This is a genomic window from Arthrobacter sp. Y3223164 (genome assembly GCF_059091005.1).
The window spans coordinates 1-10,917 of record NZ_JBNHGF010000063.1 but is presented as its reverse complement, the minus strand read 5'-3'; the positions used below and the strand labels follow the sequence as shown (position 1 = coordinate 10,917).

At 64.5% G+C, this 10,917-nt stretch carries 14 protein-coding genes; 10 read left to right on the top strand and 4 right to left on the bottom strand.

Annotation, left to right across the window (positions count from 1 at the left end; genetic code table 11):
- The coding region (locus tag AC5RUJ_RS05645) for a tRNA pseudouridine synthase A (protein ID WP_494155657.1) at positions 1-627 on the top strand (627 nt) is incomplete at its 5' end.
- A 184-nt stretch (positions 628-811) separates the two neighbouring features.
- Here AC5RUJ_RS05645 and AC5RUJ_RS05640 read toward each other — a convergent pair.
- Genes AC5RUJ_RS05640 through AC5RUJ_RS05625 form a run of 4 tightly spaced genes read right to left on the bottom strand, consistent with a single transcriptional unit; the run spans position 812 to position 4,023 of the window.
- Complete coding sequence (locus tag AC5RUJ_RS05640) at positions 812-1,195, bottom strand: flagellar assembly protein FliW (RefSeq protein WP_494000466.1); 384 nt, start codon at positions 1,193-1,195, stop codon at positions 812-814.
- The gene (gene flgL / locus AC5RUJ_RS05635; protein ID WP_494128394.1) at positions 1,192-2,103 is read right to left on the bottom strand and encodes a flagellar hook-associated protein FlgL; all 912 of its coding nucleotides are present in this window, start codon (positions 2,101-2,103) and stop codon (positions 1,192-1,194) included. Before flgL ends, AC5RUJ_RS05640 begins: the two co-directional genes overlap by 4 nt.
- A 2-nt stretch (positions 2,104-2,105) precedes the next feature.
- Entirely contained in the window at positions 2,106-3,527 is a 1,422-nt protein-coding gene (flgK, locus tag AC5RUJ_RS05630) for a flagellar hook-associated protein FlgK (RefSeq protein WP_494128393.1), read from the bottom strand.
- Positions 3,528-3,537: 10 nt separating this feature from the next.
- Positions 3,538-4,023, bottom strand: a complete 486-nt coding sequence (locus AC5RUJ_RS05625; RefSeq protein WP_494128392.1) for a flagellar protein FlgN — start codon at positions 4,021-4,023, stop codon at positions 3,538-3,540.
- Positions 4,024-4,268: 245 nt separating this feature from the next.
- Here AC5RUJ_RS05625 and AC5RUJ_RS05620 point away from each other — a divergent pair, with 245 nt between their 5' ends.
- From AC5RUJ_RS05620 to fliF, 9 genes are all read left to right on the top strand, one after another.
- Positions 4,269-5,081 carry a sigma-70 family RNA polymerase sigma factor gene (locus AC5RUJ_RS05620; RefSeq protein WP_494128407.1) on the top strand — a complete coding sequence of 271 codons (813 nt, stop codon included), beginning with the start codon at positions 4,269-4,271 and terminating at the stop codon, positions 5,079-5,081.
- A gap of 148 nt (positions 5,082-5,229) precedes the next feature.
- Complete coding sequence (locus tag AC5RUJ_RS05615) at positions 5,230-6,084, top strand: flagellin N-terminal helical domain-containing protein (RefSeq protein ID WP_494128391.1); 855 nt, start codon at positions 5,230-5,232, stop codon at positions 6,082-6,084.
- Positions 6,085-6,206: 122 nt separating this feature from the next.
- On the top strand, positions 6,207-7,556 hold the full coding sequence (gene fliD / locus AC5RUJ_RS05610) for a flagellar filament capping protein FliD (protein WP_494128390.1): 1,350 nt from the start codon (positions 6,207-6,209) through the stop codon (positions 7,554-7,556).
- Positions 7,553-7,999, top strand: a complete 447-nt coding sequence (gene fliS / locus AC5RUJ_RS05605; protein WP_494022505.1) for a flagellar export chaperone FliS — start codon at positions 7,553-7,555, stop codon at positions 7,997-7,999. Before fliD ends, fliS begins: the two co-directional genes overlap by 4 nt.
- Positions 7,992-8,534, top strand: coding sequence for a hypothetical protein (locus tag AC5RUJ_RS05600; protein ID WP_494155656.1), 543 nt, complete (start codon positions 7,992-7,994; stop codon positions 8,532-8,534). Before fliS ends, AC5RUJ_RS05600 begins: the two co-directional genes overlap by 8 nt.
- 125 nt (positions 8,535-8,659) lie before the next feature.
- Positions 8,660-9,001 carry a flagellar basal body rod protein FlgB gene (locus AC5RUJ_RS05595; RefSeq protein WP_493979253.1) on the top strand — a complete coding sequence of 114 codons (342 nt, stop codon included), beginning with the start codon at positions 8,660-8,662 and terminating at the stop codon, positions 8,999-9,001.
- Positions 9,001-9,393: a flagellar basal body rod protein FlgC gene (locus AC5RUJ_RS05590; protein ID WP_493979188.1), complete on the top strand. Its 393-nt coding sequence runs from the start codon at positions 9,001-9,003 to the stop codon at positions 9,391-9,393. Before AC5RUJ_RS05595 ends, AC5RUJ_RS05590 begins: the two co-directional genes overlap by 1 nt.
- Positions 9,393-9,698, top strand: coding sequence for a flagellar hook-basal body complex protein FliE (fliE, locus tag AC5RUJ_RS05585; RefSeq protein WP_493979187.1), 306 nt, complete (start codon positions 9,393-9,395; stop codon positions 9,696-9,698). The genes AC5RUJ_RS05590 and fliE overlap by 1 nt, the downstream gene beginning before the upstream one ends.
- Positions 9,698-10,917, top strand: a 1,220-nt coding sequence (gene fliF / locus AC5RUJ_RS05580; RefSeq protein WP_494155655.1) for a flagellar basal-body MS-ring/collar protein FliF, incomplete at its 3' end; no start/stop codon positions are given. The genes fliE and fliF, both read left to right, overlap by 1 nt.

The following is a 10,917-nucleotide window of genomic DNA, read 5'->3' as shown; positions in this document are numbered from 1 at the left end:
CGCCTGCGCGGCGTGCTGGCCAAGGTGCTCGGCGGCCGCGTCGGCGCCCCGGTACCCTATCGGGACCTTGCCGGGGCCATCGAGGTTAAGCGCGCCGTCCTCGCCCCCCACGGGTTCGACGCCCGGTTCTCCGCCCTCTGGCGCCGCTACAGCTACCGGATCGCGGACCGGGCCGAGACGTGGGACCCGCTGTCTCGCAACACCACGCTGTGGCACAAGCACGCCGTCGACGTCGATCTCCTGAACCGCGCAGCCGCCAAGCTCCTGGGCATCGGCGACTTCCTGGCGTTCTGCAAGCCCAGGGAAGGCGCCACCACCATTCGGGAGTTGCAGAAGTTCGAATTCGCCCGAGGAGCCGACGGCGTTGTCACGGCCACGGTGCAAGCCGACGCGTTCTGCCACAACATGGTGCGTGCCCTGATCGGCGCATCGTTGTTGGTGGGCAGCGGCGAGCAGGCGCCGGAGTGGCTGCGCGACCGGATGCTGGCGAAGGTAAGGGACTCGAAGAGCAAGCTGGCTCCGCCGCACCCGTTGGTGCTGGAAGAGGTGCTCTATCCCGACGGCGGCGAACTGCTGCTCCGGGCAGAGCTGACCCGGGCAAAACGCGCGGATCCGGACGAGGGGTGAGGGTGGTTGCTTCCGGCGGTTCCCCCATAAGCCGCCGGAAGCCATAACCGGTGATTCCGGATCCCCCAGCAGGTCCCTTGGACCGTGGGCATAACTCTTGCACGGTAGCCGCCGTCAGCTCAAGAGTTTCAGACGTCTGACTTCTTCAGCCGTTACCGCCGTGTCACGCGATCGGGGGGTGAAGCTAGGCGGCCTGCGGTGTCAGTTCGGCACGGAGCGGCCAGTCCTGGCCTTCCAGAATGACTTGGGCGCTGACGCCGGTGTGCACGTTGACCACGATCGGGGCCATCAGGTTCACGGTGGTGCCCGATTCGCCGGGGTTGGCCACCACCAGCACCATGGCGTCCTCGGAGGCATTGAGGTCCAGGGCGGCACGATCGTCGTCGGAAATCACGGGGGTGTACTGGTTCAGGTAGGTCGCCGCGTCCAGGACGAAGAGGCGCTTGCCCGGTTCGGCCACGGGCTGCAGGGAGTACAGGCCGGCCGCTCCCGCGATCTCGTCGAGGGTGAAATCGACCAGCGGTGCCAGTCCCGGGGGAGGGGCCACGAAGGTCAGCGCGGCGCTCATCGCAGGAAGTCCATGAGCGTCGGCTGCAGCACCCGCGCGGTTACCTGCAGGGCGGCCTGATAGGCCACTTCCTGCATCTTGAGGTCCAGGATGACCTTTCCGATATCCGGATCCTCGATTCCGGAGCGGCGGGCTTCAAGCGAAACAGCTTCGTCCAAGTTCGTCTCCTGGGCTTTCAGGATCTGGGCGTGGCGGGTGCCGACCTCGGCGCGGGCGTTGATCACCGTGTTCAGCCGGGCGTCGATGTCGTTCAGGTGGCTGCTGATGTCGACTCCTGCCCGGAGCTTGGACGTCAAGGTGTCGATCAGGGCAAACACGGAGTTGCCGGCACTTCCGTCTGCCGGGTCGCTGCCGAAGATTTTCGCGCCATCAGCGTCCGCTCGAACTGTCAGGTCGGGGCCAATCCGACGATCAACCGTAGAGTCGGGGCCCATGAAGGTGTATGTTGCCGAGCCGTCGGCGTAGGCGAAGACCGCTGCGCCATCCGAATTGCCCGCAAACACGCTGCGACCCAGGTACTTGGTGTTGGCGGCATCCAGCAGGCTTCCCTTGATGCTTTCCAGTTCGAGCGCGATGGCTTCGCGGCCGGTGGGGGACACCGATCCATTGGTTGCCTGGATGGTCAGATCCCGGGCCTTGTTTAGCAGCGAAGTGACATTTCCGAGGGCTGAATCCGATGTAGCCAACCAACCGTTGGCATCATCGATATTGCGCTTGTACTGCTCGTTGGCCCGCAGATCCGCACGGGTCCGCATGGAATCGGCGGTGCCCGTCGGGTTGTCCGAGGGGCGGGCAATCAGCGACTCTCCGGCGGCCAACTCCTGCAGCTTGGCAATACGCGCCATATTGTCCTGCAGGTTGCGCTGGGCGAAGCTGCTCATCGTTTGGTTGGTGACTCTTGAAATCATGGCTACCTCCCGACCAATCCGGTGCGGTTGATCAACGTATCGAGCATTTCATCAATGGCCGTCATCACCCGGGCCGCGCCCTGGTAGGCGTGCTGGTATGTCAGCAGGTTGACGTTCTCTTCGTCCATGTCCACGGACGCGTTGGACAGTTGCAACGTCTTGGCGGACTGGGACGCGATGTCCGCGAGGTTGGACTGCTGCAGCTCCGTCTTTGCGGCTACACCGATGGTGGTGACAATGTTCTCCCAGACGCGATCCGGTGAGCCTGCCCGAATGCCGATTTGGGACAACTCGTCGGCGATGGAGCCATCAAGATTTCCCTTCGCGGGATCACCCGCCTTGAGGCCGTCTACCGTTTTGATCGCAACGGTCAGCGCCAGCGCACCGGGGGGCAGATTGGGATCAAAACTGAAAAACTCCGGTGCGGGATTCTCGCCGGGCGCAGTCTTCGCGTAGACGTTGTTCACCGAGTCCTTCAACGTGGTGGCGAAAGTGTCGTAGCTGCCGGCGGCCTTCTTCAACGGGCCATCGTCCTCACCGTTGCTTAGCATCGACAACGCCCCAGCGATCTCGCCGCCTCCGAGCACAACCGGCATGCTTTCGCGGCTATCGCCTTCCCATTTGAGGTGAACGCCTTTGGTGCCGGAAATATCCGTATCCGAGTCCGCTGTAACGGCGATTCTTTGGGCGCTGGAACCAGTGACAATCGCATTCCCGCCGATCAGCACATCCACCTGCCCGTCGCCGCCGTGGCGAACCGTGGCTCCGGTGAGGGCAGCCAGCCGTTCGGTCAGCAGGTTGCGGTGGTCCATCAGCTCGTTGGCGGACCCTCCGTTGGCGACGGCAAAACGAATCTTCTCGTTGAGGTTGGCTACCTGGGACGCAGCGCCGTTGACCTCCGCGGTCATCGTGTCCACATCGGAGCGCAGGCGGGAGAACTGCTCGCGAACCTCCTGGTAACCGCGCTTGACCATGTTGGCCAAGATGTTCGCCTCTTCCAGCACCACCGCGCCGGCGGCGCCGTCATCCGGCCGGTTCGACAGGGCCTGCCAGGAGGCCCAAAACTCCTGAAGCTGCGTCGAGATGCCGTATTGGCCCGGCTCGCGCAACGACGCTTCCAGGCCGGACATCGTATCGGCGCGCACTGCAGAATACCCGGCGACACCGGCCGAGAACCGGACGCGCGTGTCCAGGTGCATGTCACCCAGTCGCGCTATCGCGTCCACCGAAACGCCCTGGCCGATCTGCACTCCGCCGGTCAGCAGCCCGGTGCGGTCAAGGGCGCCGATGGACGACGTGCTGACCCGCTGGCGGGTGTAGCCCTCGGTATTGGCGTTGGCGATGTTCTGGCCCACCACGTTCAACCCTTGGCGGGCGGCCACCAGACCGGTGTACGCGGTGTTCAGGCCGCTGAAGGTACTCACTGCGAAAACCTCAGATCGTTGTGTCGAACAGCTGGGAGCGGTTGCCCGAAAGCCCTGCCGTCCCCTGTGCGTCGTAGGTCCCGGCATCGGGATTGAAATTGGCCAGCGTTTCCTGGGTGGACCGGGCAGCCGCACGCAGGAACTTCTCGTTCACGTCGCGCAGTTCGCGGATCTGCAGGGTCAGCTGGGTCAGCGCCTGCAGATGTCCCGTGAAGATTTCGCCCCATGGCCCCACCGGAGCCTGTTCGGTCAGCTCCCGCAGCGTGGCGCCGTCCGGCGTACCCCACTCCCGGGCCAGGGCGGCCACCTCCACCGTGCGGGCCAGGCCGGCGTCGCGCAGCCTCTCCAACACCTGTTCCACCTCCCGGGTGGCGTGCTGCAGCCACCGGGACTTGCCGGCGGTCAGGAGCAGCTGCTCCTCCTCGAGTTTGAAGACCAGCAGTTCAAGAAGTTCGCGTTCGTGCCACAGCATGGCGGACAGTTCATGGGCTCCCATGTCAGGCACCTCCCCTGGTTGATTCTGCGGACACAACCCCCGCGGGTCCGCGTCAAAAAGCCGCACTAAATGAACAAGAAGTAACGGCATGGCTACATTCCTATCTATCGGCAGCACCACCCCCTTGCGTTAGGAGCAATTGATGGTAGGTTTCACCAAGAGATGAATCGTTCTTCCGGGGCCGCACCCCTTGGTAGCTGGGATGGTTTGTCCACGTATTTCTGGGCACGGAGGGGGACATGTCAGTGAATCGTGCTGACCGCAATGCACTGGTGGTTGAAAACCTCCCGCTCGTCGGATACCTGGTCTCCGAAGTGTGTGCCAAAGCCACCCACCTCTCCCGCGACGACCTCGCCTCTGCCGGCTCGGTTGCCCTCATCACCGCCGCCGACGCCTTTAATCCGGATCTCGGCGTCCCCTTCGGTGCCTTTGCCCGCCGCCGCATCATCGGCGCCTTTGCCGACGAGATGCGTGCCATCGACTGGGCTCCCCGCTCCGTTCGCAAGCGGATCAAACAAACGCTGTCCGTCCGCGAAACCCTGACGGCCGAACTCGGCCGCTACCCGAGCGTCGACGAGCTTGCCGCCGCCCTCGGGGTGGACCGGGAGACCGCTGAGGCGGCCATGGATGATGCCTCCCGCACCGTCTCCGCCCTGGATGACACCACGGCCGAATTCCTGGTCTCCGAGACGGTGTCGCCCGAAGGCTCTCTCCTCACCGAGGAGCGGCTCGCCTTCCTGAAGGCCGCGGTCCACCACCTTCCCGCGAAGATGCGCTACATCGTGGAGCAAATCTACTTCGAGGACCGCACCGTCAAGGAGATCGCCGAAGAGCTCGGCGCTACCCACTCGGCCGTCTCCCAGCAGCGCTCCGAGGCCATCCGCCTCCTCCGGGACGGCCTGCACACCCACTATTCCGACGACGACGGTGCCGGCCATGTGCCCGAGTCGCGGATCGCTCCCTCCCGTCGGAAGGCGTACCTGACTGCGCTGGCCGATCAGACCATCGGCGGGATTACACGCTTCGCCGCCACGCAGCCACGGGCCGCGGTTTCTTGACCTGTTCGCAGCAGCCGGCCCCGGCGGCCCGCACCGCGAAAAATACTTTGCACTTCTCCTAACGGATCCTCGTAATCCTCCGATAGCTACAAGTGCCAGCCCATGGACGGGCCGGTGAATTTGTACCATCTCATGGAGGAGTTTCATCATGGCTTTCGCCATTAACACCAACGTTGCGGCCCTGAACTCGTACCGCAACCTCTCGAACACCCAGAACGACATTTCCAAGTCCCTGGAGAAGCTGTCCACCGGCCTGCGCATCAACCGCGCTGCCGATGACGCAGCCGGCCTGTCCATCTCCGAGGGCCTGCGCTCGCAGGTCAACGGCCTGAACGTTGCCGCCCGCAACGCCCAGGACGGCATCTCCGTCATCCAGACCGCTGAAGGTGCGCTCACCGAGGTCCACTCCATCCTGCAGCGCATGCGCGACCTGGCAGTTCAGGGTGCGAACGATTCGAACAACCCTGAGGCCCGCACCGCCATCAAGAAGGAAGCTGACCAGCTGGGCGCGGAGTTGAACCGCATCACTGAGTCGACCACCTTCAACGGCATCGACCTGCTGAAGGGTAGCCTCGGTAACTCAGGAGCGAGCCTCAAGTTCCAGGTTGGCGCGGCAGGCGACGCGAACAACGCCATTGAGGTGACCTTGGCCGATGTAACCACTGCTGTGGGCGCCCTGGCCGGTGCTGCCGCGGCTGGGGACTTCGACGTGACGGGCCACGACGCCGCGCAGGGCACGATTGTCAAGATCGACACCGCCATCTCGAACATCTCCGCCCAGCGCTCCAACCTTGGTGCTTCGCAGAACCGCTTTGAGACTGCGATCAAGAGCATCAACATCTCTGCGGAAAACCTTTCGGCTGCGGAGTCTCGTATCCGCGACACCGACATGGCTTCGGAAATGGCTAAGTTCACCAAGAACCAGATCATGTCCCAGGCCGGCACTGCGATGCTGGCTCAGGCCAACCAGATCAACCAGGGTGTGCTGCAGCTCCTCGGCTAAATCCGGGTAGCTAACGGCTGAATGCGGCCCGGCAGCGAGGCGAACGAATTGGACCTCACACTCTTCGCTGCCGGGCGTCAGCATTTCTTCTAGTAAACAGGCTTCTTTCAGGAGGAACTCGCGTGGCGTTTTCGATTGGCGGCATGGTCAGCGGTTTGGACACCGCCACCATGATCAACCAGCTCATGCAGTTGGAAGCGCGTCCGCAGTCACTCCTGAAAAACAAGGTCTCCGGCACTCAGACGCTGGTGAATGCGCTCCAAGCACTCAACACACGCATCGCCGATGTCGGAAAAACGGCCACCGAGACGAGCAAGGCCAACGCTCTTAACATCCACTCAGGCACGAGCAGCTCTGAGAAGGTTTCAGTAGCCACGGCCGAAGGAGCTTCCGCCGGCGCTATCGACCTGGAAGTTGTCCAAGTGGCAAAGGCCCAGGTTTCGGTTTCGTCCCTGCTCAGCGACTGGCCGGAGAGCGCCACAGTGCTCACTATCGCCCTCAAAGACGGCCAGGTAAAAAAAGAGATTGATACCCAAGGGATGACGCTCGACCAGGTCGTCACCGCCGTGAACGAATCCGGCGCCGGGATTACCGCAACCAAGGTGTCGGTGGGAAGCGATCCGGCGAACCCGCAGTATCGGCTGCAGTTGGCGTCAAAGGAGACAGGAGCCGCTGGCAACTTCATTGTGATGCTCGCCGGGGACGCCGCGTTTTCCACGACGGACGTTCAAACCGCGCAAGATGCTCGGGTGTCGATTTGGAACGGAATGCAGGAAATCTCTTCATCCTCGAACACGTTTACGGACCTTCTGCCCGGTGTGAGTGTCACCTTGGGGGCTGACGCGGTTTCCGGGGATAAGTCGACCGTCACGATCACGCGTGACGACGAGGCCGTCAGTGCCAAAGCCAAGGCGCTGGTTGACGGCTTGAAGGATCTGTTCGCCTTCATCTCCAAGAACTCATCCGTGAACGTCTCCACGTCCACCGGGTCAACGACGACCAAGGGCGGAATCTTCACAGGGGACAGCAGCGTCCGCGATATTCAGCAGCGCATGATGACCGCTGCGATCAGCCCCATCGACGGACGGTCGCCGTCGGAAATAGGCATCAGCATCACCAAGGACGGCTCGATTGAGTTTGACGCCGAGAAGTTCGGCAAGGCGATGACGGAAGACTCCGCGTGGGTCGAGAAGGTGGTCCAGACGATCGCCGGTCGCGTGGCTAGTGCTGCGACGGATGCCTCGGACAAGTATGACGGCGCCATCACCAAGCGAATCCAGGGCCAGGAATCACTGGTCCGCAGCATGAATGGCCAAGTTGCCGAGTGGGATACCCGGTTGGCGATGCGCCGCTCCACGCTGGAGCGTACCTGGGCCCAACTTGAAGTAACGCTGAACGGCCTGCAGTCGCAGGGGGACTGGCTCAACTCGCAGCTGGCCACCCTGCCCTCATGGGGGAGCACGAAGAAATGACACTGACATACGGGCCGGGCTTCGGAGCCCAGGCCAAGCGCAACCAGTTCCAGCGTGACGCGATCATGTCTGCCACGCCCGCCCGGCTGTTGACCATGTTGTATGACCGGCTGCTCTTGGACCTGAACCGGGCGGAGGCCGCGCAGCAGAACCAGCACTGGTCGGTGGCGTCCGAGAACTTGATCCACGCGCAGGCCATCGTGTCCGAGCTGATGTCGTCGCTGAAGACGGACGTGTGGGACGGGGGAGAGGGCCTGAAAGCGCTCTACACCTACACGCTGACCGCGATGATGAACGCGAACATCCACCGCGATGCGGCCCGGACCCGCGAATGCATTGAACTGTTGCAGCCGCTGCGCGAGGCCTGGCACGAGGCCGCCGGGCAGCTACCGGCACAGCCGGCACGTGGCGTCGGCCTCGGCGGCGAACTTGGCATTGCCTGACATGCCGGAGGGCGACATTTCCGCGCTGGAGCGCTGGACAGCCGTGCTGGACGAACTCGAACTGGCTCTCGCCGAGGCCGCCGGGACCGGAGGCCATGGCATTGGACTCACCGAACCGGCCGAGACCGGGAGCCACGCCAGCGGACTCACCGGAACTGCCGGGACCGAAGACCAAGGCAGCGGAGTCACCGGAACTGCCGAGACCGGGGTCGGTGGCAGCAGACGCACCGAAACGGCCGAGACCGGGGTCCAGGGCAGTGCGCTCGCCTACGCTGCGGACCCCGGGGACAAGACCGTTAAAGCGGCGGTGAGCAGCCCGCGCACCGCCGTCGCGCGGTGGAAGGCCCCGCAAGGGCTGGGGCCGATTCCGGACGAGCTGGTGGAGCGGGCGACAGAGCTCGCCGCCGCGCAGCAGGCAGTAATACGTGAATTGCGCGCCGAGATGCGGCAAAACCGCCAGGAATCGGCGCTCTTGGATGCCGTCCCCACCTCTGGTACTTCGGGTCGTTCCGTCTACCTCGACGTAAACGGTTAACCAATCTCAAGATTTACCTAACGACTCCCGTCTCCGTGCCGATAACTGGTTAGTGAGCACGGATCGCTCACAGAACAGGCCATGGATCGGCCGCCCACATGCCAGTAGTAAGACGGGTCTTTGCTGTGTTCGAATCTGTGACGGGGGCTGCCATGCAGAGCGCCCTGGACGGCCTCGCCATGCGTCAGCGTGCCATCGCCAACAACATCGCGAACGTCAATACCCCCGGCTACCACGCGCAGCGCGTCCAGTTCGAGGATGCACTGGCCACATCGGTGGCCCGCGGGAACGGCAGCGCCAGCGCCACGATGGAACGCTCGCTGGAGCCCACCCGGCTCGACGGCAGCAACGTCAACCTGGACACCGAGACGCTCTCCAACATTGAAACAGTGCTGCGCTACCAGTTTGCAGCCCGGGCCGCCGAGAGTCCTTTCAGCGGCGTCCGCACGGCGATGAGGACCAACTGATGACTTTCGACGCCATTGGAATCGCCGGCACCGGCCTGACCGTTCACCGCAAGTGGCTGGACGCCGTCTCCGACAACCTCGCCAACGCGAACAACGCCACCAGCACCGACGGCGCGGCCTTCCAGGCGCGCTACGTGATCGCCCAGGAAGGCCAGGGCGTCTCCGGCGTGTACGTGGCCGGGGCCGAATTCGGCGAGGCCGAGGGCCGCATGGTCCACGAGCCCGACCACCCGCTGGCGGATGAGGACGGCTACGTCCGCTACCCGGACATCGACCTGTCCCAGCAGATGGGCAACCTGATCCTGGCCCAGCGCGGCTACCAGGCCAACGCGGCCGTGGTGGACCGGGCGAAGACGACCTACGAGGCCGCCCTCCAGATTGGACGCAACTGATGCCGCTCTCTTCCATACCGCCGATCCAGGGCGTCGCCGGCACCGGTTACCTGCCGGCCGCCGAAGCTCCGCAGGCCACCAACGGCGTCGGCTTTGCCACCTCCCTCACCGGTGCCATCGACAACCTGCAGCAACTGCAGTCCACGTCCAATGAACTGGCCATCCAGGCCGTTACCGGCGACCTGAACGACATCCACAACGCGACCCTGGCCTCCACCCGCGCCGCCGTGACGCTGGAGCTCGTGGCAGCCGTCCGGAACAAGGGCGTTGACGCCTTCAACGAGATCATGAGGATGCAGGCCTGATGCCCGGCAAGGTCTCCTCCTGGTTCTCGCGGCTGGGCAAAACCGTCAGCGAGTTCACCGTCGCCCAACGCACCATCGCGATCATCGGCATCGCCGTCGTCGTGCTCGGCGTTGCCGCCCTGACGACGTGGGCGTCCAAGCCCTCCTACACGCCGCTGTTCTCCGGGCTGGCCGCGGCCGACGCGAACACCATCGTGGAGCAGCTGCGCACCGACGGCGTGCCGTACGAGTTGACCAACGGCGGCGGGACCATCCTGGTGCCGGAAGACAAGGTATACGACCAGCGGCTCAAGGCCGCCGCGGCCGGCCTGCCGAGCTCGTCCACCGGCGGCTACTCGCTGCTGGACGACATGGGCGTGACGTCCTCTGAGTTCCAGCAGTCGGTTACCTACAAGCGGGCCTTGGAAGGCGAACTGGCCTCCACCATCGAGGCGCTCGACGGCGTCAAGACCGCCTCCGTCCGGCTGGCCATCCCGGAGGAAACGGTCTTCGTCTCCGAGAAGGGCGAGGCGACCGCCTCCGTGTTTGTGGACACCGAAAAGACCACCCTGTCCGCCGACCATGTCCAAGCCATCGTTCACCTGACCTCCGCCTCGATCGACGGCATGAAGCCGGAAAACGTCGCCGTCATCGACGCCGCCGGCACCGTGCTCTCCGCGGTGGGGGTTGGCGCCACCGGCTCCGCGGACAAGCAGGCCTCCGACTACGAGGAGCGGGTGCGCGCCTCGGTGCAGAGCATGCTGGACCGCGTGGTCGGGCCCGGCAATTCCTCCGTGGTGGTTGCCGCGGACATGAACTATGAGTCCGCCGAGCGTGTGGAAGAGACCTTCACGACGCCGGACGGCGCGCCGGCCCTGAACGAGTCCGCGCAGATCGAAGAGTACGAGGGGACCGGCGGGGGAGCGGCCGGTGTGCTGGGCCCGGACAACATCGCCGTACCGGGCAACACCGGCGGCGACGGGACCTTCACCTCCGAGTCGGAGACCAAGAACAACGCCCTGAACAAGGTGACCGAGACCCGCGCCATCCCGGCCGGGGCGATCAACCGCCAGACCGTGTCCGTGGCCTTGGACGCCGACGCCGCCGGGGCCCTGAACGTGGCCAACATCGAGGGCCTGGTGACCACCGCCGCCGGCATCAACGCCGACCGCGGGGACGAGGTCACGGTCGAACTCGTGCCATTCAACACCGCCGGCGCGCAGGAGGCCGCCGAGGCGCT

Bases quoted from the DNA above. Each gene is read 5' to 3' on its own strand.
- AC5RUJ_RS05640 (WP_494000466.1), bottom strand. From the start codon at position 1,195: ATGAGCGCCGCGCTGACCTTCGTGGCCCCTCCCCCGGGACTGGCACCG.
- flgL (WP_494128394.1), bottom strand. From the start codon at position 2,103: ATGATTTCAAGAGTCACCAACCAAACGATGAGCAGCTTCGCCCAGCGC.
- AC5RUJ_RS05625 (WP_494128392.1), bottom strand. From the start codon at position 4,023: ATGGGAGCCCATGAACTGTCCGCCATGCTGTGGCACGAACGCGAACTT.
- AC5RUJ_RS05615 (WP_494128391.1), top strand. From the start codon at position 5,230: ATGGCTTTCGCCATTAACACCAACGTTGCGGCCCTGAACTCGTACCGC.
- fliS (WP_494022505.1), top strand. From the start codon at position 7,553: ATGACACTGACATACGGGCCGGGCTTCGGAGCCCAGGCCAAGCGCAAC.
- AC5RUJ_RS05590 (WP_493979188.1), top strand. From the start codon at position 9,001: ATGACTTTCGACGCCATTGGAATCGCCGGCACCGGCCTGACCGTTCAC.
- fliE (WP_493979187.1), top strand. From the start codon at position 9,393: ATGCCGCTCTCTTCCATACCGCCGATCCAGGGCGTCGCCGGCACCGGT.